This window comes from Pseudomonas sp. No.21, assembly GCF_054558415.1.
In genome coordinates, this window is sequence record NZ_BAAJNO010000010.1 from 66,583 (window position 1) to 87,321 (window position 20,739).

Genomic DNA, 20,739 nt, shown 5'->3' on the forward strand with positions numbered 1-20,739 from the left:
AAAGAATAGACGGATTGACGGCTTATCGGTTGGCAATCCTGCGCTGATACTGGCCACGTCATCGAGCAGCGGCCAACCGGCCAAGCCGAATCCCACTACAGACGATTGGAGAACCATCATGACCTCGACTCAAACTCTCAGCGGCAAGGTTGCATTCATCCAGGGCGGCTCCCGCGGCATCGGCGCGGCCATCGCCAAGCGCCTGGCCCGCGAAGGCGCCGCCGTCGCACTGACCTACGCCGCCTCCGGCCAGGCCGCCGAAGAGGTGGTGAAAGCCATCGAGGCGGCCGGTGGGCGCGCCCTGGCGGTCAAGGCCGACAGCAGCGACGAGCATGCCCTGCGCGGCGCCATCCGCTATACCGTCGATACCTTCGGGCGCCTCGACATCCTGGTGAACAACGCCGGCGTGCTGGCCGTGGCGCCCATCGAGGAGTTCGCCATCGAAGACCTCGACCGCACCCTGTCGGTGAACGTGCGCAGCGTGGTGATCGCCAGCCAGGAAGCCGCCCGGGTGATGGGCGAGGGTGGCCGCATCATCACCATCGGCAGCACCAACGCCGAGCGCATGCCCTTCGCCGGCGGCTCGGTCTACGCCCTGAGCAAGGCGGCGGTGGCCGGCTTCACCAAGGGCCTGGCCCGCGACCTGGGGCCGCGCGGCATCACCGTGAACAATGTGCAGCCCGGCCCGGTGGACACCGACATGAACCCTGACCACACCGATTTCGCCGACTCGCTGAAACCGCTGATGGCCCTGCCGCGCTACGGCCAGGCCGAGGAGATCGCCAGCTTCGTGGCCTACCTGGCCGGCCCGGAAGCGGGCTACATCACCGGCGCCAACCTGACCATCGATGGTGGTTTCTCGGCCTGACGCTTCGGGGACAAGGGAAACGCCGGCCATTGGGCCGGCGTTTTCGTCCGTGGCCTGTTTTCGGTGCCCAGCAGAAGAGCGGGCGAGTGAGTTCGCCCCGACACCCATTCCCATCCTTGGTGTCTTGCGGTGGCACGTCTGTAGGGTGGTGGCGCTCTGTTCATCCACCGGCGGAGTGGCCGGCGAGTACGAAAGGTGGACCGATGGAGCGGGGTCCACCCTACGCGGCGAGGGCATCCAGGGTTGGCCGGTGGAGAAGCATCGCGAATGAATTCGCTCCCGCGGGGACGCCGTCACCCCACATCCGCGCCGTAGGGCGGATGACGCTTTTTTCATCCACCAGCGGAGTGGCCGGCGGGCACCGGAAGGTGGACCGGTGAAGCGCGGTCCACCCCACGCGGCGAGGGCGTCCGGGTTCGACCGGGAGCGTCAGAGGCCGTATTTCTTGACCTTGTCGAACAGGGTGGTCTTGGCCATGCCGAGGGCGATGGCGGCCTGGCTGAGGTTGCCGCCGTGGCGTTCGAGGGCATCGCCGAGGAGGCTGCGTTCGAAGGCTTCCACGGCTTCGGCGAAGCTGGGTTCGGCGCCGTCCAGGGCCAGGCCGGTCTTCTTGAACACGGGCAGGCCGAGGGCGAAGCGTTCGGCGACGTTGCGCAGTTCGCGCACGTTGCCCGGCCAGTCGTGGGCCATGAGGCTGGAGACGGTGGCGCGATCCAGCTCCGGTACGGCGCGGTCGAAGCGCAGCGAGGCCAACTGCAGGAAGTGGTCGAACAGCAGCAGGATGTCCTCGCGGCGGTCGCGCAGCGGCGGCAGTTCCAGGGTCACCACGTTGAGGCGGTAGTAGAGGTCGCTGCGGAACTGGCCGGCCTTGCCCTGTTCGTCGAGGTCGGCCTTGGTGGCGGCGACCACGCGGCAGTCCACGGGGATCGGCTGGTTGGAGCCGAGGCGCTCCAGGGTCTGCTCCTGCAGCACGCGGAGGAACTTGATCTGCAGGTTCATGGGCATGCTTTCGATCTCGTCGAGGAACAGCGTGCCGTTGTGGGCGTGCTCGATCTTGCCGATGCGGCGCTTGCCGGCGCCGGTGAAGGCGTGGGCCTCGTGGCCGAAGATTTCGCTGTCGAACAGGTTCTCCGGCAGGCCGCCGCAGTTGAGCGCGACGAACTGATTGGACTGGCGCCGGCTGTAGTCGTGCAGGCAGCGGGCGACCAGTTCCTTGCCGGTGCCGGTCTCGCCTTCGATCAGCACGTTGGCGGCGGTGTCGGCGACGTTGGCGATCAGTTCGCGCAGGGCCTGCATGGCCGGCGAGCGGCCGATGATGCGCTGCTCCAGGGATTGCCGGCCGGCCAGTTGGCGGCGCAGGGCGGATACTTCGCGGGCGAGGCCGCGTTGCTCCAGGGCGCGGCGGGCGACGTCCACCAGGCGCTCGGGGGAGAAGGGCTTCTCCATGAAGTCGTAGGCGCCGTCGCGCATGGCGCCCACCGCCATGCTGATGTCGCCGTGGCCGGTGATCAGCACCACCGGCAGGCTGCGGTCGCGGGCCTTGAGGCGGGCGAGCAGCTCCAGGCCGTCGATGCCGGGCAGGCGGATGTCGCTGATGACGATGCCGGCGAAGTCGGCGTTGACCCGTTCGAGGGCTTCCTCGGCACTGCCGACACCGATGCTGGTGATGTCTTCCAGGGCCAGGGCCTGCTGGCAGCCAAGCAGGACGTGGGGGTCGTCTTCGACGATGAGGACGCTGAGCGGCTCGGTCATGGGCTGGGGCTCGCTTCGGGAGTGGCGCGGGCGACCTGGGGCAGGCGCAGCTCGAACGCCGTGCCACCGTCTTCCGGGTGCTGCACGCCGAGGCTGCCACCCGCCGCGGTGGCGAGGCTGGCGGAGAGGGTGAGGCCAAGGCCCAGGCCGTGTTCGCCGGGCTTGGTGGTGAAGAAGGGTTCGAACAGGTGCTCGCGCACGGCCGGGGAGATGCCGGGGCCGTTGTCACGCACGCGCAGGACGTAGGTGGCGCCCTCGTCGTGGCCGTCGAGCCAGAGCTGGCAGTCGGCCTGGCCGCTCATGGCGTCCAGGGCGTTGGCGACGAGGTTGACCAGGATCTGCTCCAGGCGGGTCTGGTCGATGGCCAGCCGGGCATCGGCGAAGGTGCGGTGCAGGGTCAGCGGGGTGTGTTCCAGGCGGGTGTGGAGGATGAACAGCGCGGCATCCACGGCCTTGCCCAGGCTGGCCTGGCCATGGTCGTCGGCACGCCGGGCGAAGGCGCGCAGGCTGGCGGTGATGCGGCCCATGCGATCGACCAGTTCGTTGATGGCGGTGAGGTTGGTGCTGGCCACGTCGAGGGCACCGCGCTGGAGGAAGCGCACGGTGTTGCCCGAGAGGGTGCGCAGGGCGGCCAGGGGCTGGTTGAGTTCGTGGGCGATGCTGGTGGACATCTGGCCGATCACCGCCAGCTTGCCGGCCTGGACCAGGCCGTCCTGGGCCTTGCGCAGGTTTTCCTCGGTCTGCCGGCGTTCGCGGATCTCGCCCATCAGGCGCTGGTTGCTGGCGCGCAGGTCCTGGGTGCGTTCGGCGATCTTGCGCTCCAGTTCGTTGTTGGCCTGCAGCAGCGCCTCGCGGGCGGCGAGACGGGTGGCGAGTACCTTGCGCCGCTCGTTCCAGGCGATGCCGAGGAAGGCCAGCAGGGCCAGCCCGGCGGCGGCGAGCAGGCCGTGGATGATGGCTTCGCGGCGCAGGTCGGCCAGGGGCGAGAGCAGGGTGAAGTGCCAGGGGGTGTCGCTGAGCGGGCGGCTCTGCGCCAGGTAGACGGTCTCCTGCTCGCCACCGCCGGGCAGGGGGGAGGCGAAGCTGATGGCCTCGAGGCCGTCGCCGAGCTCCTCACGGTGGCGCGGCTGCCATTCATTGAGTGCCCACCAGTGGTATTGCAGGCTGCGGGCCAGGCGCTCCTTGTCTTCGGCGGAGAGCGGGCGTACGGCCTTCATGCGCAGCATGGGGTCGCTGGAGAGGATGATGATGCCGTTCTCGTCGCTGACGAAGGCTTGCAGGCGGGCCTTTTCCCAGCGCTCCTGGAGGGCCTCGAGCTTCACCTTGACCACGGCGACGCCGATGATGCGGCCTTCGTAGCGCAAGCCGTGGGCGAGGTAGTAGCCGGCCTCGCCGGTGGTGCTGCCGATGCCGTAGAAGCGCCCGGGTTCGCCCTTCATCGCCTGCTGGAAGTAGGCGCGGAAGGCCAGGTCCTCGCCGAGGAAGCTGTCGGCGTCGCGCCAGTTGCTGGTGGCCAGCACGCGGCCGTTGGTGTCGAGGAGGAAGATGGCGCGGTTGCCGCTGCGGCGGTTGAGCCCTTCGAGGTAGTCGTTGACCAGGTTGCGCCGGTAGGGCGTGGGGTTGAGCAGCAGGTGGCTGACGCTGGACTCCAGCTCCAGCAGGCTGGGCAGGTAGGTGTAGCGGTTGATCTCGCTTTCCACCGCGCGGGCGTGGAGTTCCAGCTGGCGTTCGCCGTTCTCGCGCAGGGCGCGGATGCCGGAGAGCTCGCTGAGGTGGTAGGCGATCCAGCCGGCGCCGAGCATGGCCAGGACCAGCAGCAGGGTCAGCGAGAGGTGGCGGAGCAGGCGCGGTTTCACGATCAATGCGGGCGGCACGGCGCGGAGGCTGGCGGATGGGCATTGCATCATAAGTGGTCCGGGCCTTGCCAGTCGGCGCGTGGCGCCGAGTGGCGGGTGGCAGCGGCGGCCCCTCTCCGCGAAGGGAGAGGGGCGCGGCGCATCAGTGTTGCAGGATCTTGGCGAGGAACTGCTGGGCGCGCTCGGAGCGTTGGCCGACATCGCCGAAGAACTCTTCCTTGGGGCAGTCTTCGACGATCTGGCCGGCGTCCATGAAGATCACGCGGTCGGCGACCTTGCGGGCGAAGCCCATCTCGTGGGTCACGCACATCATGGTCATGCCTTCGTTGGCCAGTTGCACCATCACATCGAGCACTTCGTTGACCATTTCCGGGTCCAGTGCCGAGGTGGGTTCGTCGAACAGCATCACCACCGGGTCCATGGCCAGGGCGCGGGCGATGGCGACGCGCTGCTGCTGGCCGCCGGAAAGCTGGCCCGGGTGCTTGTGGGCGTGGGCGGAGAGGCCGACGCGCTCCAGCAGCTTGAGGCCCTTGGCGGTGGCTTCCTCCTTGCTGCGGCCGAGCACCTTGATCTGGGCGATGGTGAGGTTCTCGGTGATCGACAGGTGCGGGAACAGCTCGAAGTGCTGGAACACCATGCCGACGCGGGAGCGCAGCTTGGGCAGGTCGGTCTTCTTGTCGGCGATGGAGGTGCCGTCGACGACGATGTCGCCCTTCTGGAAGGGCTCCAGGGCGTTGACGCACTTGATCAGGGTGGATTTGCCGGAGCCGGACGGCCCGCAGACGACCACCACTTCACCTTTCTGGACCTCGGTGCTGCAGTCGGTCAGCACCTGGAATTCCCCGTACCACTTGTTGACGTTCTTGATCGAAATCATACGGCTAACCTTTTTTGCAGGAGCTTGACCAGCTGCGAGGCGGCGAAGCTGACGGTGAAGTACACCAGGCCGGCGAAGATCAGGAATTCGTGCGGCTGGCCGATGATGTCGCCACGGGAACGGGCGGCGTTGAGGAAGTCCATCAGGCCCACGGTGTAAACGAGCGAGGTGTCCTGGAACAGGATGATGCTTTGCTGCAGCAGCAGCGGGGTCATCTTGCGGAACGCCTGGGGCAGGATGATCAGGCGCATGGTCTGGCCGTAGGTCATGCCCAGGGCCTGTGCCGCGCCCATCTGCCCGCGGGGGATGGCCTGGATGCCGGCGCGGACGATTTCGCAGAAGTACGCCGCCTCGAACATCATGAAGGCGATCAGGCACGAGGTGAACGCGCCGACGGGGGTGTCCTCGCCGGTGATCCAGCGCAGCACGAAGGGCACCGCGAAGTAGAACCAGGTGATCACCAGCAGCAGCGGGATGGAGCGGAAGTAGTTGACGTACAGGCCGCCGAGTTTCGACAGCAGCGGGTTGTGCGACAGGCGCATGAGCGCCAGCAGGGTGCCCAGGACCACGCCGCCGATGATGCCCAGCACCATCAGCTGCAGGGTCATCAGCATGCCGTCGACCAGCCCGGGCAGGGCGGGGATGATTGCGCTGAAGTCCATCACTTGCCTCCTACGGCGATCAGGCCCGGGACCGCGACCTTGCGCTCCACCAGGCGCATGAGCAGCATCAGGCTCATGTTCAGGGTGAAGTAGATCAGCGTGGCCAGGGTGAAGGCCTCGAACAGGTTGGCGGAGAACTCGGCCGTCTGCTTGGTCTGCGCGAGCAGCTCCATCAGGCCGATGAGCGAGGCCACCGAGGAGTTCTTGAAGATGTTGAGGAACTCGCTGGTGAGCGGCGGGATGATGATGCGGAAGGCCTGCGGCAGCAGCACGTAGCGGTAGATCGCCGGCATGCGGAAGCCCATGGCGCGGGCGGCGGAGGCCTGGCCGGCGGGCAGCGCCTGGATGCCGGTGCGCACCTGCTCGCAGACGCGGGCGGCGGTGAACAGGCCGAGGCACACGACCACGCTGAGGTAGGCGGAGGTGGCCGGGTTGAGGTCCTGCTTGAACCAGATTTCCAGCGGCTCGGGCAAAAGGTCCGGCACCAGGAAGTACCAGAGGAACAGCTGCACCAGCAGCGGTACGTTGCGGAAGATTTCCACGTAGGTGGTGGCGATGCCGGACACCCAGCGGTTGGGCACGGTACGCATCACGCCGAGCAGCGAGCCCAGCAGGAGCGCGACGATCCAGCCGGCGAGGGCGATGGCGATGGTCCAGCCCAGGCCGGTGACGAACCAGTCCAGGTAGATCTCGCTGCCGATGCCGGTGGACTTGAAGAACACGCCCCAGTCCCAGTTGTAGTTCATCAGGGTTTTCCCCTCAGGGTTCTTGTCTGTCTGCGGTTGAAGGCAGTGGATGGGGAGTGGCTGCCGGATGCCCGGCTACCCCCTCTCCCTGGTGGAAGAGGGGTGGGGAGCGGCGTCGTCCGGATTTCCGACCTGCACCGGCTCCCCTCACTCCCGGCCCCTCTCCGACGGGAGAGGGGGAGGAGCGGCGACGTCAGATTTCTTCGGCCGACTTGTCGGTGGGGTTGGCGACCAGCTTCTTCAGCTCATCGCTCATGGGGAAGTTGAGGTTGAGGTTCTTCGGCGGGATGGGCTGGGTGAACCACTTGTCGTAGATGCCGTTGATCTCGCCCGAGGCGAAGGTGTCGGCGATGGCCTTGTCGACCACTTTCTTGAAGGCTTCGTCGCCCTTGCGAACCATGCAGCCATAGATCTCGTAGGACTGCGGCTCGCCGGTCACGACCCAGTCGTCCGGCTTCTTGGCCTTGGCCATCTCACCGTAGAGCAGGGCGTCGTCCATCATGAAGGCGACCGCGCGGCCGGATTCCAGCATCAGGAAGGATTCGCCGTGGTCCTTGGCCGAGATGATGTTCATGCCCATCTGCTTGTCGGCGTTCATGGACTTGAGCAGGCGCTCGGAGGTGGTGCCGGCGGTGGTCACCACGTTCTTGCCCTTGAGGTCGGCGAAGTCGTTGATGCCGGCGGTCTTCTTCGACAGCAGGCGGGTGCCGACCTCGAAGATGCCGACGGAGAAGCCGACCTGCTTCTGGCGCTCGAGGTTGTTGGTGGTGGAGCCGCACTCGATGTCGACGGTGCCGTTCTGCACCAGCGGGATGCGGGTCTGCGAGGTCACCAGGTTGTAGCGCACCTTCAGGTCCGGCAGGGCCAGTTCCTTCTTGATCGCTTCGACGACCTTGAGCTGGATGTCGTGGGAGTAGCCGACGGGCTTGCCCGGCTCGGTGCCGAGGTAGGAGAAGGGGATGGAGGCGTCGCGGTGACCGAGGACGATGGTGCCGCTGTCCTTGATCTTCTTCAGGGTGCCGGTCAGTTCTTCGGCGATGGCGGGAGCGGAAATCAGGGTCGCTGCGATGGCGGCGGCCAGAACCTTCGGAAGGATACGCATGTGTTTCAGTCCTCGACTTTGTTTGTTCTTATCGACGCCAGCGGTAAGGCGCCGTCGGGATCTGTAATGGCAGGATGCGTGCCATCTGTATGGTCGTGCTGATTTGTCTGTAATTAATTGATTTATAAGGATTTATTTTTAATGGCTGGAGGGGCTTGGAGGCGGGGTGTTCGGGGTTCCGGCTTTGATGGGTTTTATCGTTCGGATATCCGAACGGGTTTCGGGGTGATCAGGCGGGAAGGGAATGGAGAGGCGTGGCCTGGAGAGGGCTGGTTCGGGAGTTGGTGGGCTAAAGCCCACCCTACGGCATGACCGCGTAGCAGGTAGGTCGGGTGCAACCCGACGATAAGGGCGATACGACCACCCCGTAGCCCGGGCTTCAGCCCGGGGAGGTGAGCCTCCCGGGCCGGGCGCGGGCTACGGGGTGTGGGTCAGTCCGCCAGGTTCTGCGCTTCCCGCTCCCGTCGGGGCTTGGGGGCGAAGCGTGCGGCCAGGCGCATGGAGGTGGTGACCAGGCGCTGGTAGAAGGTCGGCAGCAGGCGTTGCATGCCGTCCAGGGCCCAGGCGTCGGCGCCGATGAGGATGCGTCGGTTGTCCTTGAGCACGCCGCGCAGGATCACCGAGGCGGCCTTGTCCGGGGTGGTGCGCAGCAACTGGTCGTTGAACTGCTTGCGCGCCTGGTCGGTTTCCTGGCCGACGACCCGTGCGAGGCTGTCGTTCATCCGAGCGGTCTTGGCGATGTTGGTCTTGATGCCGCCGGGGTGCACGCAGCTGGCGGAGACGCCGCAGCCTTCCATGTCCAGCTCCTGGCGCAGGGCTTCGGTGAAGCCGCGCACGGCGAACTTGGTGGCGTTGTAGGCGCTCATGCCCGGCTGGGAGAACAGCCCGAACACGCTGGAGACGTTGACCACCTGGCCGTCGCCGGTGGCCTTGATGTGCGGCAGGAAGGCCTTGGTGCCGTGCATCACGCCCCAGAAGTTGATGTTCATGATCCACTCGTATTCGGCGTAGTCGCTGCCTTCAACGGTGCCGGCATGGGCGACGCCGGCGTTGTTGAAGATGAGGTTGACGCGGCCGTGGTCGAGCACGACCTGGTCGGCCCAGGCATGCACGGCGTCGCGGTCGGCGACGTTGACCAGGGTGTCGGTGACCTGCACGCCGAGCTTGCGGGCCTGGGCGGCGGTTTCCGCCAGGCCTTCGGCGTTGACGTCGGAAAGCGCCAGGTGACAGCCCTGGCGGGCCAGGCCGTAGGCCAGGGCGCGGCCGATGCCGGAGCCGGCGCCGGTGATCGCGGCGACCTTGTTCTCGAAGGACTTCATGCCGGTACTCCTTCTGCGGTTTGGGCGGGGGCGGCGAAGGTCAGCGGGCCCTGGGCGGCATGCACGGGCTGGATGCGGCTGAAGTGGTAGGCGGCCGGGTCGAAGTTGCGGGTCAGCAGGCGGAAGCGCCAGGTGAAGCCGGGCCAGACGGTGCAGTTGCGGCCGCTGACCGGGTGGATGTACCAGCTCTTGCAGCCGCCGGCGTTCCACACGGTGTTGCCCAGGCTGCCCTGGATCTTGCCGTTGAACGCGTCCTGCACCTCGCGCTTGACCTCCAGGCTCTGCAGCTTGCGCTGGCCGAGCAGGTCGAGGGCGCCGAGCACGTAGTGGATCTGCGATTCGATCATGTAGACCATCGAGTTGTGGCCCAGGCCGGTGTTCGGGCCCATGAGGAAGAACAGGTTGGGGAAGCCGGCGGTCATGGTGCCCTTGTAGGCCTCGGGGCCTTCCGGCCAGGTGTCGAGCAGGTCGACGCCGTTGCGGCCGAAGACCACGCCGCGCGGCAGCGGGTCGCTGGGGGTGAAGCCGGTGCCGAAGATGATGGCGTCCACCGGGCGTTCCTGGCCGTCACGGGTGACGATGCTGTTGGCGCGGATTTCCTTGATGCCGTCGGTGATCACGTCGACGTTGGGCTGGGTCAAGGAGGGGTAGTAGTCGTTGGAGATCAGCACGCGCTTGCAGCCCATGGTGTAGTCGGGCGTGACCTTGGCACGCAGTACCGGGTCCTTGATCTTGCGCTTGATGTAGCCCTTGGCGACCAGTTGGGCGAGCTTCATCACCTTCGGCGTCAGGGCGAAGCCGATCACGCGGCTTTCGAGGACGGCGTAGATGCCGCCGCGCCAGAGCTTCTGCAGGATGGGGAAGCGCTTGAAGCGCGAGCGCTCGTTCTCGCTGATGGCGCGGTCGGGCTTGGGCATGACCCAGGGCGCGGTGCGCTGGTAGAGGTCGAGCTGGCCGACCACTTTCTGGATCTGCGGGACGAACTGGATGGCCGAAGCGCCGGTGCCGATCACGGCGATGCGCTTGCCCGCCAGGTCATAGTCGTGGTCCCACTGCTGGGAGTGGAAGCGCTTGCCGGCGAAGTTCTCCAGGCCGTCGAGGTAGGGGATGGAGGGGGTGGACAGGGCGCCCATGCCGGACACCACGAACTGCGCGGTGTAGTGGTTGCCGGCCGCGTCGTCGATGTGCCACAGCTCTTCGCTGTCGCTCCAGGCCACGCGGGTGATCTCGGTGCCGAGCAGGGTCTTGTCCTGCAGGCGGTATTTCTCCCAGCAACCTTCGAGGTAGCTCTTGATCTCGCCCTGCTTGGCGAACATCCGCGTCCAGTTGGGGTTGGGCTCGAAGGAGAAGGAGTAGAGGTGCGATTGCACGTCGCAGCCGCAGCCCGGGTAGTTGTTGACGCGCCAGGTGCCGCCGACACCGGCCTCCTTCTCGAACAGGAGGAAATCGTTCTCGCCTTTCTGTTTCAGGCGGATCGCCATGCCCAGGCCGGAGAAGCCGGAGCCGATGATGGCGACCTTGCAGTGGCGGGCAGGGGTGGGGGGTGATACGGGCGCATTCATGGCCAAGCTCCTGTTATGCTTATTTTGTGGCGTATACAGCTGTATACCAATGTAGACAGATGTATACTCGCCAGCAAGCCATCGCGGTACAACCAACCTAAGGTAGGGTCAGCCATGAGTTCAGTGCCGGACGACGGGCAGCAGTCGAAGGAGCGGGCGGTCGAGGCACCAGGCAAGCGCCTGCTGATGGAGGCGGCCCTGCGCCTGTCCTCCCAGAGCCGCAGCCTGAGCAGCCTGGGCCTGCGCGAACTGGCGCGGGAGGCGGGGCTCAACCCGAACACCTTCTATCGCCATTTCAAGGATGTGGACGACCTGGGCCTGGCGATGATCCGCAACATCTCCACCCAGCTGCGCCAGCCGTTGCGTGACCTGCGTCGCGAGGCAGCGGCACGGGCGGTACAGGGCGAGCACGCGTCGATGCCCAAGCTGATGGGCATCGACATGGGGCGCGGCAAGCGCGTGTGCCATGAGACGGTGAACCTGTTCTTCGACTTCGTCGCCGATAACGCCGAGGCCTTCATCATCGGTGTGCGTGAGCTGCATGGCGCTTCGCCTGCCATGCGCGAGGCGCTGCGCGAGGTGATGGACGAGTTCGCCGATGACATGGCCGAGGACATCGTCGAATTCAAGCTGCTGCCGGCGCTGGTGCCGGAAGGGGTGGTGCGGCGGGTTTCCAGCCTGATCAGCCGCAATCTGTTCCAGATGTCCCTGGATTTCATCGGCGAGCCGGAGCGTCGCGCCGAGATCCGCCTGGAGGCCGAGGAGCAGGTGCTGTTCCTCTTCACCGGGGCCAGCGTGCTCCAGGGCCTGGAGGCGATGGGGTCGCTCGGCGGCTCGCGATAGGACCGGTACAGCCTGGAACCCATTGGTGCCGAGGCACGCAACAGCATGGGTTACGCTGCGCTCTACGCCATCCTGCGAACGCTCAAGCAGAAAGCCCGGCGATCGCCGGGCTTTTTTGTGGGGCGTGAATCACTCAGCCGTTGAAGCCGAGGCGTTCCTTCCAGCGCTTCTCCAGGTTCCTGGTGTCATGGTCGAAAGGGTGGAAACCCGGGCGGTAGTAGTCCAGGTAGGGCCTGATCATGCGCGGGAAGTAGCCGGTGCGCAGGCTGAACAGGGTCTTCAGGCCGCGGCCCCAGCTGCGCAGGTTGAACAGCTGGCCGTCCTTGCGCAGCAGGTGCAGCTGGAAGGCGCCGATCACGCCGATGAACATCACGGTGGTCAAGGCCATGGTGATGGTGCGCTCGAAGTAGCCACCGCCGACCGCCATGTAGGCGTCGTAGCACACGGCCTTGTGTTCGTTTTCCTCGATCGCGTGCCACATCCACAGCTGGTACATCTTCTGGTCGTCCATCTGCGTGCTGAGGTCTTCGCGGCGCAGCAGTTGCTCGGCCATGGTCGCGGTGAAGTGCTCGAGGGCGCAGGTGGCAGCCAGGCGCTGCTTCTTGGTGGTGAAGCGGGTGACCCATTCGAGCAGCACCTTGATGCGCAGCTCCAGGCGCTCCAGGTCGATGCCGTGCTGGGCGGCATAGTCGTTGTAGGTGGCGTGTTCCTTGGAGTGCATGGCTTCCTGGCCGATGAAGGCGCTGATGTCCTTCTGCAGCTGCGGGTCGTCGATCTGGTCGCGTACGCCACGCACGCTGTCGACGAAGAACTTCTCGCCATAGGGGAAGAGCGACGACAGGTTGTTCATGAAGTGGCTCATGAAGGGATCGCCGCTCCACCAGTATTTCTGGGTGGCATCGAAACTGAAGTCCATGCGGCGGACGGGGAAGTGGGCCTTGGGCAGGTTGGCGGCGGCGCTGGCGGTCATTGGGCAATCCTCGTGGTTGGGAGCCGTCCCTTGTTGTTGTCTGGCTCTTGCTGGCACGGATAACCGTGTCATCGAACGATGTAACTGTTGAGGATTAACGCAGGTTTCGCCTGGCCGCGCGGACCAACTTTCGGCGGGTTATGACGATTCCGTGGCCGGCTCGCTGACCCGGCGCAGCACATCCAGGTAGCCGGGAGGCGCCGCCACCAGGCCGCGCTGGCGCAGCAGCCGGTGCGCTTCGGGCAGGCGGAACCAGGGCAGCGCGGCCATGAGGTGATGCTCGATGTGGTAGTTCACCCGCAGCGGCGCGACGGTCAGACGGGCCAGCCAGCCGGCACGGGTGGTGCGGGTGTTGCGCAGCATGTCGCGGCCACGCTCGGTGCAGGCGTGCTCGGCCAGCGAGCGGATGCGCATGAACAGGCTGTAGGTGGTGAGGTTGGCCAGCCACCAGACGCCGAACAGCCAGAATTCGCCGCAGGCGGCGAGTATGCCGGCCAGCAGGGCATTGGCCAGCAGCATCGGGGTCATGTTGCGCAGGCCATCGCGAGCGTAGTCGCGCCAGGTACGGCCATCGCGCGGGCGCCGCTTGACGTCGGCGGCGACGGTGTACTCCAGCACGCCCAGGTCCATCAGCAACTGGCCGAACAGGCGGCGCAGGCCGCTGAGGCCGGAGAGGTCGCGGGCGAACTTGCGCAGCAGCGAGGTGCGCTGGGTGGGGAAGGGGCGCGAGAGGCTCCAGTCCGGGTCCTGGTCGGTGCCGGTGTGGGCGTGGTGGCGGATGTGGTGCTTGCGGTAACGGGCGACGTCGACCCAGATGATCCGGGCGCAGAGCCAGTCGGTGAGGCGGTCATTGAGCCAGCGGGTGCGGAACAGGGTGCCATGGGCGGCTTCGTGCATGAGGATGGCCAGGGCCAGCTGGCGCCCGCCGAGGATGACCAGGGCGAGTGCGAAGGTCACCGGGTTCGGCCAGATGGCGAGCATGGCGAAGGCGGCGGCGATGATCGCCCAGGTGGAGCCGATGGCCCACCAGCCGGCGGCGTCGGAGCGCTGACTGAGGCGCTGGATTTCTTCACGGCTGAAGCAGTCGAAGAGCGTGCTGCGAGGGTTCATGGCGGCCTCTAGTGGTGCGCGGGAGTCGCCATCATTGCCCGCACTCGCTGGCCCGGCCAGGGGCGCCCGGCGCTTTCGCGTGGGTGGCCGCAAGCCTGGCGCAAATGCCATGGGTTCAGACTTTGGAGGGGGGCGGGGCCCGCCGTGCGGGCCCCGGGGGGATCACTTCTCGTCGAGGGCGAAGGCGGTGAGCGAGAAGGTGGGAATACCGATGTCCTGCAGGCGCTGGGAGCCGCCCAGCTCCGGCAGGTCGATGATGGCGGCGGCCTCGTACACGCTGGCGCCCATGCGGCGCACCAGTGCGGTGGCGGCCAGCAGGGTGCCACCGGTGGCGATCAGGTCATCGAAGATCAGGACCTTGTCGCCATCGCACAGGCTGTCGCTGTGCACCTCGAGGAAGGCTTCGCCATATTCGGTCTGGTAGCCCTGGGCGAGGACGTCGGCGGGCAGCTTGCCCTGCTTGCGGAACAGCACCAGCGGCTTGTTCAGTTCGTAGGCGACGATGGAGCCGATCAGGAAGCCACGGGCGTCCATGGCGGCGATATGGCTGAACTCGGCTTCGACGTAGCGCTGGATGAAGCTGTCCACCACCAGGCGCAGGGCGCGGGGGGACTGGAACAGCGGGGTGATATCGCGGAAGACCACGCCGGGCTTGGGGAAGTCCACCACCGGGCGGATCAGTGTCTTGATATCGAATGCGTCGAAAATCATGGTGCGGAACCTGGAGAGGGGAGGAGGCGCCGGCCGAGCGGCCGGCGCGGGGTCAGTCTTCGATGCTGCCGCCAGCGAGGGCGCAGAGCTCGATGGGATCGAGGATGTGCACTTCCTTGCCTTCGGCGGCGATCAGGTTGCCCTGCTGGAAGCGGGTGAACACGCGGGAGACGGTCTCCACCGCCAGGCCCAGGTAGTTGCCGATCTCGTTGCGCGACATGGCCAGGCGGAACTGGTTGGCCGAGAAGCCGCGGGCACGGAAGCGCGCGGAGAGGTTGACCAGGAAGGTGGCGATGCGCTCGTCGGCGGTCTTCTTGGAGAGCAGCAGCATCATCTGCTGGTCGTCGCGGATCTCGCGGCTCATGACGCGCATCAGCTGGCGGCGCAGCTGCGGCAGCTGCACGGAGAGCTCATCGAGGCGCTCGAAGGGGATTTCGCACACCGAGGTGGTTTCCAGCGCCTGGGCGGATACCGGGTAGAGCTCGGTATCCATGCCGGAGAGCCCTACCAGCTCGCTGGGCAGGTGGAACCCGGTGATCTGTTCCTCGCCGGAGTCGGTGACGCCGAAAGTCTTCAGCGCACCGGAGCGGACGGCGAATACGGACTCGAAGGTGTCGCCCTGGCGGAACAGGTAGTCCCCCTTCTTCAGCGGGCGGCCACGCTTGACGATCTCGTCCAGCGAGTCCATGTCTTCCATGTTCAGCGACAGGGGCAGGCAGAGGGCGGCTAGGCTGCAGTCCTTGCAATGTGCCTGAGGCAGGTTGCGTACCTTGATGATCTCGGACATCCACGGATCCCTTGCGAAAGCAAACACACAATGGGCGTAAGGGTAACGCAGGGGCGCGCTGAGGGCTAGGAAAAGGCCTTTTCTATGACGTTCAAGTTCAACGCTGTGCTGCCGATATGCCGGTATTGATCCCAATGGAGCGAGTGATCATGAGGGTGGATATCTCCGGCTGGCCGCAGATCGGCCAGCGTTATGTGGCTGCTCGCAGCGACGAGGCCAGGGACGCGGCACAGGGCGACGAGCGTGCGGAGGACGGCGGGCTGGATGATCGCATCGGTCATGTCGGTATCCGCGTGAGCCTGTCCGAAGCCGGCAAGGCCCAGGCGAGCGACGAGGCGAAGAAGAACCAGGACATCGACGAGAGCAGCCTTCCCGACAGCATCAAGCAGATCCTCAAGATGATCCGCAAGCTGAAGGAAGACCTGCGCGAGAAGATGGCCGAACTCCAGTCGGTCGCCACCGACCAGGGGCTGGATGACGAGACCCGCATGCAGCGCATGGAAGGCTTGCAGAGCGAGGTGGCCAGCCTCAACGGTGCCATCAGTCAGGCCACGGCCAGCCTCATGAAGGCCATGCGCGAAGCGGGCCTGAGCGGCGAGCAGATGCTCGAGGCCGCCCAGTTGCTGATGAAGTGACGCGCTTCAGATCACCCGGGAGAAGCGCTGGGTGGTCTCTGGCGTCAGGTAGTGGTCGAACAGCATGCATACCGAGCGCACCAGCAGGCGCCCGGTGGGCAGGATGTCGATGCCGCGATCGCTGAGGGCGATCAGCCCATCGGCTGCCATCTGCTCCAGTTGCGGCCAGATATCCGCGAAATACCCCCTGAACTCGATATTGAACAGCGTCTCGATGGACTGGAAGTCCAGTTCGAACTCGCAGATCAGCTGCTGGATCACGGCGCGACGGATGCGGTCGTCCTCGGCGCAGGCGAGGCCGCGGCGGGTGGCGAGCAGGCCGTTCTGCAGCTTCTCCTGGTAGGTGGTTATGTTGGCGTCGTTCTGGCAGTACAGGTCGCCGATCTGGCTGATGGCCGAGACGCCGAGGCCGATCAGGTCGCAATGCCCATGGGTGGTGTAGCCCTGGAAGTTGCGTTGCAGGCGGCCGTCCTCCTGGGCGATGGCCAGTTCGTCGTCCGGCAGGGCGAAGTGGTCCATGCCGATGTAGCGGTAGCCGGCCTGGGTCAGTTGTTCGATGCTGCGCTGGAGCATCTCCAGCTTGTGCCCGGGGCTCGGCAGCTCTTCGGCCTTGATGCGCCGCTGGGGCATGAAGCGCTCCGGCAGGTGGGCGTAGTTGAACACCGAGAGCCGGTCCGGCTGCAGGGCGATCACTTCGGCCACGGTGCGTGCGAAGCTTTCGGGGGTCTGGCGGGGCAGGCCGTAGATCAGATCGATGTTCACCGAGCGGAACTGCAGGGTGCGCGCCGCCTCGACGATGGCGCGGGTCTCCTCCAGGCTCTGCAGGCGGTTGACCGCGCGCTGCACCGCCGGGTCGAGGTCCTGCACGCCCAGGCTGACGCGGTTGAAGCCGAGCTCGCGCAGCAGCCCCATGGTCGACCAGTCCGCTTCACGCGGATCGATCTCGATGCCGTAGTCCCCGGAATCGTCATCCAGCAGGCTGAAGTGCTGGCGCAGGTGCGCCATCAGGCGGCGCAACTCGTCATGGCTGAGGAAGGTCGGCGTACCACCGCCGAAGTGCAGTTGCTCGACGCGCTGCTGCGGATCGAGATGGCAGGCGATGAGCTCGATCTCGCGCTCGAGTTTCTCCAGGTAGGGCAGGGCGCGGCCACGGTCCTTGGTGATCACCTTGTTGCAGGCGCAGTAGTAGCAGATGTTCGCGCAGAACGGCACGTGCACGTAGAGCGACAGGGGCCTCAGGGCCTTGCGGCTTTCACGTAGCGCGTGGAGCAGGTCGAACGAGCCGATGCGTTCGTTGAACTGCACGGCGGTCGGGTAGGAGGTGTAGCGAGGGCCTGCAGCGTCGTAACGGCGGATCAGGCCAGCGTCCCAGCGAATATCGTCGAGCATGGGGTATTCCAGGTTCAGCAGTCAGTGCCTGGCAGTCTAGGTGGCGCCTGATCCATGCTTCTTGACCTGGGTCATGCTGTCGCAGCGCCGCGGCTTGGCGGCTGCTTGTGCGCTAGCTTCGATGCTTGAGCCCGCCACACGCCGCCAGAGACTTTCCAGCTTCCAGCGCCGCTGTCAGTGCCCCATCAGCCAGTGCTGGTGCGGGCCGGGCAGTGTCCAGATGCCGAAGAGGATCACCAGTACGCCGCCGGCGACGCGGATGCCGCGCTTGCGCAGCAGGGCGGTGATGCGTTCGGCGGCGAGCCCCGTGGCCAGCAGCACCGGGCAGGTACCGAGGCCGAATGCCAGCATCAGCAGGGCGCTTTCGCTGGCCGAACCCTGGCTGGCGGCCCACAGCAGGGTGCTGTAGACCAGGCCGCAGGGAAGCCAGCCCCAGAGGGCGCCGAGGAGCAGCGCACGGGGCAGGCTGGAGACCGGCAGCAGCTTGCCTGCCACCGGCTGGATGTAGCGCCAGAGGCCGCGCCCGAGGGCTTCGATGCGGGTCAGGCCGCTCCACCAGCCGGCGAGGTAGAGGCCCATGCTGATCAATAGCAGCGCGGCGATCACCCGCAGCACCATGGCGGCCGGGCTGCTGGCCACGGCCCAGCCGGCCAGGCCGATGAGCAGGCCGGCGGTGGTGTAGCTGAGGATGCGGCCGAGGTTGTATGCGATCAGCAGGCGGAAGCGCCGGGCGCGCTGCTCGGGCGGGATGGCCAGGGTCAGGGCGCCCATCAGGCCGCCGCACATGCCGATGCAGTGGCCACCGCCGAGCAGGCCGAGGATCATCGCCGAGACCAGCAGGGGCGCCAGTTCAAGCACCGCGCTTGTCCTCGGGCTCGTCTGCCCGCTCGTCATCCCCATCGACCTTGTCGGCTTCGGCGATGCCGCCCGTGTGGCCCGGGTCCTCGTCGTCGAAGAGGATGCTGTGGGCCGGGCCGTCGAGGTCGTCGTACTGGCCGCTGTCCACGGCCCAGAAGAATAGCCAGATGGCGAAGCCGACCAGGCCGATGGCGACGGGGATCAGGATGTATAGCGCGGGCATCGGGGGAATCTCGTTTGGGAACCTGGCGGAAGGCCGGTAGGGGAGGGGCCCCTGCCGGCCTCTAGCTTCTGGCCAGCCGCAGGGCGTTGATCACCACCAGCAGCGAGCTGACCGACATGCCGAACGCGGCCCAGACCGGGGTGACCCAGCCCAGCGCCGCGAAGGGCAGGACCAGGCCATTGTACAGGGTCGCCCAGGCCAGGTTCTGGATGATGATGCGGCGCGTGCGGCTGGCCACCGTGAGGGCCTGGACCAGGCTCTCCAGGCGGTTCGAGAGGAGCACCGCATCGGCGCTGGTCTTGGCCAGGTCGGTGGCGCTGCCCATGGCGACGCTGATGTCGGCACCCGCGAGCACGGGGACGTCGTTGACGCCGTCACCCAGCATCAGTACGCGGCGGCCCTGCTGGTGCAGCTCGCGCAATACCTCGAGCTTGGCGTCGGGGCTGAGGCCGCCACGGGCATCGTCTATGCCGAGGCGGCGGGCGATCTCTCCGACCATCGGCGAGCTGTCGCCGGACAGCAGCATCACCTGCCAGCCACGGGCGCGGCAGGCGTCGAGCAGCAGCGGGGCGTCTTCGCGCAGGCGGTCGTCCAGCACCAGCCAGGCCAGCGGGCCGCGCTCGTCGCCGAGCAGCAGCCATTGACCGTTGTTGCCGGGAATATCCGGCGCAGGCCAGCCGCCCAGCTCGGCCACGAACGCCGCCTGGCCGATGCGCAGGCGGCGCCCGTCCACCCGGCCTTCGAGCCCCTTGCCGGGTACGTTCTCCACCTGCTCGGCAGGACGAGGGGCACGACCGAAGGCACGGGCGATGGGGTGCTCCGAGCGGTTCTCCAGGGCCGCGGCCAGGGCCAGGCAGGCGTCGTTGTCGAGCCCGCCCAGGGGGTGGATGGCACTGAGGGTGAGGCGGCCTTCGGTGAGGGTGCCGGTCTTGTCGAAGATCACCGTGTCGATCTGGTTCAGCCCTTCCAGCACATGGCCGCGGGTCAGCAGCAGGCCGAGCTTGTGCAGGCTGCCGGTGGCGGTGGTCAGTGCGGTGGGCGTTGCCAGCGCGAGCGCACAGGGGCAGGTGGCGACCAGTAGCGAGAGAACGATCCAGAAGGCCCGCGACGGGTCGATCTGCCACCAGGCCAGGCCGACGATGGCGGCCGCCAGCAGGACGATGATCAGGAACCATTGCGCGACCTTGTCGGCCAGTTCGGCCAGGCGCGGCTTGTCTGCCTGGGCGCGTTCCAGCAATCGCACGATGGCGGAGAGGCGGGTCTGGTCGCCGAGCGCCTGGACTTCCAGTGTCAGGGGACCTTCGACGTTGAGCGTGCCGGCGGTGACGGTGTCGCCGCGCCCGCGTGGCAGGGGCAGGTACTCGCCGGTGAGCAGGGATTCGTCGACGCTGGACTGGCCTTCGAGGATCAGGCCGTCGGCGGGCATCAAGGCGCCCGGCGGCACCAGGACGCGGTCGCCCACGGTCAGCTCGCCGAGGAGTATGCGCTGGCTCTGGCCGCTGTCGTCCAGGCGCAGGCAGGACGCGGGGAGCAGATTGACCAGTTGCGCGGTGGCCGCTGCGGTGCGTTCGCGGGCGCGCCGCTCCAGGTACCGGCCGGCGAGGAGGAACAACGCGAACATGCCGACGGCGTCGAAATACAGTTCGCCGATGCCGGTGACGGTGGACCAGATGCCCGCGACGTAGGCGCCGCCGATGGCCAGGGACACCGAGACGTCCATGCTCAGGTGGCGGGTGCGCAGGTCACGCAGGGCCCCGCGGAAGAACTGGCCGCAGCAGTAGAAGACGATGGGGGTGGTGAGGAACAGGCTGACCCAGCGCAGGATCTTGTCCAGTTCAGGGCTCAGGTCGATGTTGAATTCGGGCCAGGTGGCCATCGCGGCCATCATCACCTGCATCCACAGCAGGCCGGCGACACCGAGCTGGCGCATGGCGCGCTTGTTCTCGGCGGCGAGGCGCTCGGCGGCGTCATCGGCCTTGTAGGGGTGGCCGGCGTAGCCGATGCGGCGCAGTTCCTTGAGCAGCTCGCTGAGGGGCAGCTGGCTGTCGGACCAGCGCACCTGCAGGCGGTGGTTGGACAGGTTGAGGCGCGCCTCGTCCACTCCGGGCAGGGTGCGCAGGTGTTTCTCGATCAGCCAGCCGCAGGCGGCGCAGCTGATGCCCTCGATCAGCAGGCTGGTCTCGCTGAGTTCGCCCTGGTGCTGGACGAAGGGGCGCTGCACGTCTTCACGATCGAACAGCGCCAGTTCATCGGGAAGCACGCTGGGCAGGGCATCGGGGTTGGCGGCGGTCTCGCTGCGGTGGCGGTAGTAGCTTTCCAGTCCGCCGGCGACGATGGCTTCGGCCACCGCCTGGCAGCCCGGGCAGCACATGGCCCGCGTCTCACCGAGAACGCGGGCCTCGTAAGGACTGCCGGCAGGCACCGGCAGGCCGCAGTGGTAGCAGGAGAGGGGGGCGGACATGGGGCGTG

At 66.8% G+C, this 20,739-nt stretch carries 19 protein-coding genes; 3 read left to right on the top strand and 16 right to left on the bottom strand.

Going from position 1 to position 20,739, the window contains the following annotated elements; genetic code table 11:
• Positions 1-118 precede the first annotated feature (118 nt).
• Positions 119-868: a 3-oxoacyl-ACP reductase family protein gene (locus ACYJSS_RS21090; protein ID WP_236204977.1), complete on the top strand. Its 750-nt coding sequence runs from the start codon at positions 119-121 to the stop codon at positions 866-868.
• Between the two features lie 429 nt (positions 869-1,297).
• Here ACYJSS_RS21090 and aauR read toward each other — a convergent pair whose 3' ends face one another.
• The 8 genes from aauR to ACYJSS_RS21130 form a co-directional block, all read right to left on the bottom strand.
• Positions 1,298-2,620: a two-component response regulator AauR gene (gene aauR, locus ACYJSS_RS21095; RefSeq protein WP_111260416.1), complete on the bottom strand. Its 1,323-nt coding sequence runs from the start codon at positions 2,618-2,620 to the stop codon at positions 1,298-1,300.
• The gene (locus ACYJSS_RS21100) at positions 2,617-4,524 is read right to left on the bottom strand and encodes a sensor histidine kinase (protein ID WP_236204978.1); all 1,908 of its coding nucleotides are present in this window, start codon (positions 4,522-4,524) and stop codon (positions 2,617-2,619) included. The genes aauR and ACYJSS_RS21100 overlap by 4 nt, the downstream gene beginning before the upstream one ends.
• A gap of 94 nt (positions 4,525-4,618) precedes the next feature.
• Positions 4,619-5,353 carry an amino acid ABC transporter ATP-binding protein gene (locus ACYJSS_RS21105; protein ID WP_111260415.1) on the bottom strand — a complete coding sequence of 245 codons (735 nt, stop codon included), beginning with the start codon at positions 5,351-5,353 and terminating at the stop codon, positions 4,619-4,621.
• Positions 5,350-6,018, bottom strand: a complete 669-nt coding sequence (locus ACYJSS_RS21110; protein WP_173178273.1) for an amino acid ABC transporter permease — start codon at positions 6,016-6,018, stop codon at positions 5,350-5,352. The genes ACYJSS_RS21105 and ACYJSS_RS21110 overlap by 4 nt, the downstream gene beginning before the upstream one ends.
• Positions 6,015-6,761, bottom strand: a complete 747-nt coding sequence (locus tag ACYJSS_RS21115) for an amino acid ABC transporter permease (protein WP_111260413.1) — start codon at positions 6,759-6,761, stop codon at positions 6,015-6,017. The genes ACYJSS_RS21110 and ACYJSS_RS21115 overlap by 4 nt, the downstream gene beginning before the upstream one ends.
• A 193-nt stretch (positions 6,762-6,954) precedes the next feature.
• Positions 6,955-7,863: a glutamate/aspartate ABC transporter substrate-binding protein gene (locus ACYJSS_RS21120; RefSeq protein ID WP_111260412.1), complete on the bottom strand. Its 909-nt coding sequence runs from the start codon at positions 7,861-7,863 to the stop codon at positions 6,955-6,957.
• 431 nt (positions 7,864-8,294) lie between these two features.
• The gene (locus ACYJSS_RS21125; RefSeq protein WP_111260411.1) at positions 8,295-9,182 is read right to left on the bottom strand and encodes an SDR family NAD(P)-dependent oxidoreductase; all 888 of its coding nucleotides are present in this window, start codon (positions 9,180-9,182) and stop codon (positions 8,295-8,297) included.
• Positions 9,179-10,744: a flavin-containing monooxygenase gene (locus tag ACYJSS_RS21130; RefSeq protein WP_111260410.1), complete on the bottom strand. Its 1,566-nt coding sequence runs from the start codon at positions 10,742-10,744 to the stop codon at positions 9,179-9,181. The genes ACYJSS_RS21125 and ACYJSS_RS21130 overlap by 4 nt, the downstream gene beginning before the upstream one ends.
• 114 nt (positions 10,745-10,858) lie before the next feature.
• On the opposite strand from ACYJSS_RS21130, the gene ACYJSS_RS21135 reads away from it, so the two are divergent.
• Entirely contained in the window at positions 10,859-11,587 is a 729-nt protein-coding gene (locus ACYJSS_RS21135) for a TetR family transcriptional regulator (RefSeq protein WP_111260409.1), read from the top strand.
• 133 nt (positions 11,588-11,720) lie between these two features.
• On the opposite strand, the gene ACYJSS_RS21140 is transcribed toward ACYJSS_RS21135, so the two are convergent.
• The 4 genes from ACYJSS_RS21140 to fnr all read right to left on the bottom strand — a co-directional run bounded on the left by ACYJSS_RS21140 (position 11,721) and on the right by fnr (position 15,165).
• Entirely contained in the window at positions 11,721-12,557 is an 837-nt protein-coding gene (locus ACYJSS_RS21140; RefSeq protein WP_111260408.1) for a metal-dependent hydrolase, read from the bottom strand.
• Positions 12,558-12,695: 138 nt separating this feature from the next.
• Positions 12,696-13,667: a fatty acid desaturase family protein gene (locus ACYJSS_RS21145; RefSeq protein ID WP_111260407.1), complete on the bottom strand. Its 972-nt coding sequence runs from the start codon at positions 13,665-13,667 to the stop codon at positions 12,696-12,698.
• Between the two features lie 162 nt (positions 13,668-13,829).
• Entirely contained in the window at positions 13,830-14,378 is a 549-nt protein-coding gene (locus tag ACYJSS_RS21150; RefSeq protein WP_111260406.1) for an adenine phosphoribosyltransferase, read from the bottom strand.
• 52 nt (positions 14,379-14,430) lie between these two features.
• Entirely contained in the window at positions 14,431-15,165 is a 735-nt protein-coding gene (fnr, locus tag ACYJSS_RS21155) for a fumarate/nitrate reduction transcriptional regulator Fnr (protein ID WP_111260405.1), read from the bottom strand.
• 149 nt (positions 15,166-15,314) lie between these two features.
• Between fnr and ACYJSS_RS21160 the strand changes: the two genes are divergently transcribed.
• Complete coding sequence (locus tag ACYJSS_RS21160; protein WP_236204980.1) at positions 15,315-15,800, top strand: hypothetical protein; 486 nt, start codon at positions 15,315-15,317, stop codon at positions 15,798-15,800.
• Positions 15,801-15,806: 6 nt separating this feature from the next.
• On the opposite strand, the gene hemN is transcribed toward ACYJSS_RS21160, so the two are convergent.
• The 4 genes from hemN to ACYJSS_RS21180 all read right to left on the bottom strand — a co-directional run bounded on the left by hemN (position 15,807) and on the right by ACYJSS_RS21180 (position 20,731).
• A complete protein-coding gene (gene hemN / locus ACYJSS_RS21165) occupies positions 15,807-17,189 on the bottom strand; it encodes an oxygen-independent coproporphyrinogen III oxidase (protein ID WP_111260404.1) in 1,383 nt (460 codons plus the stop codon).
• Between the two features lie 174 nt (positions 17,190-17,363).
• Positions 17,364-18,047 carry a sulfite exporter TauE/SafE family protein gene (locus ACYJSS_RS21170; protein WP_111260403.1) on the bottom strand — a complete coding sequence of 228 codons (684 nt, stop codon included), beginning with the start codon at positions 18,045-18,047 and terminating at the stop codon, positions 17,364-17,366.
• Complete coding sequence (gene ccoS / locus ACYJSS_RS21175) at positions 18,040-18,270, bottom strand: cbb3-type cytochrome oxidase assembly protein CcoS (protein ID WP_111260402.1); 231 nt, start codon at positions 18,268-18,270, stop codon at positions 18,040-18,042. Before ccoS ends, ACYJSS_RS21170 begins: the two co-directional genes overlap by 8 nt.
• A gap of 61 nt (positions 18,271-18,331) precedes the next feature.
• Complete coding sequence (locus ACYJSS_RS21180) at positions 18,332-20,731, bottom strand: heavy metal translocating P-type ATPase (protein WP_111260401.1); 2,400 nt, start codon at positions 20,729-20,731, stop codon at positions 18,332-18,334.
• Positions 20,732-20,739: the final 8 nt, after the last annotated feature.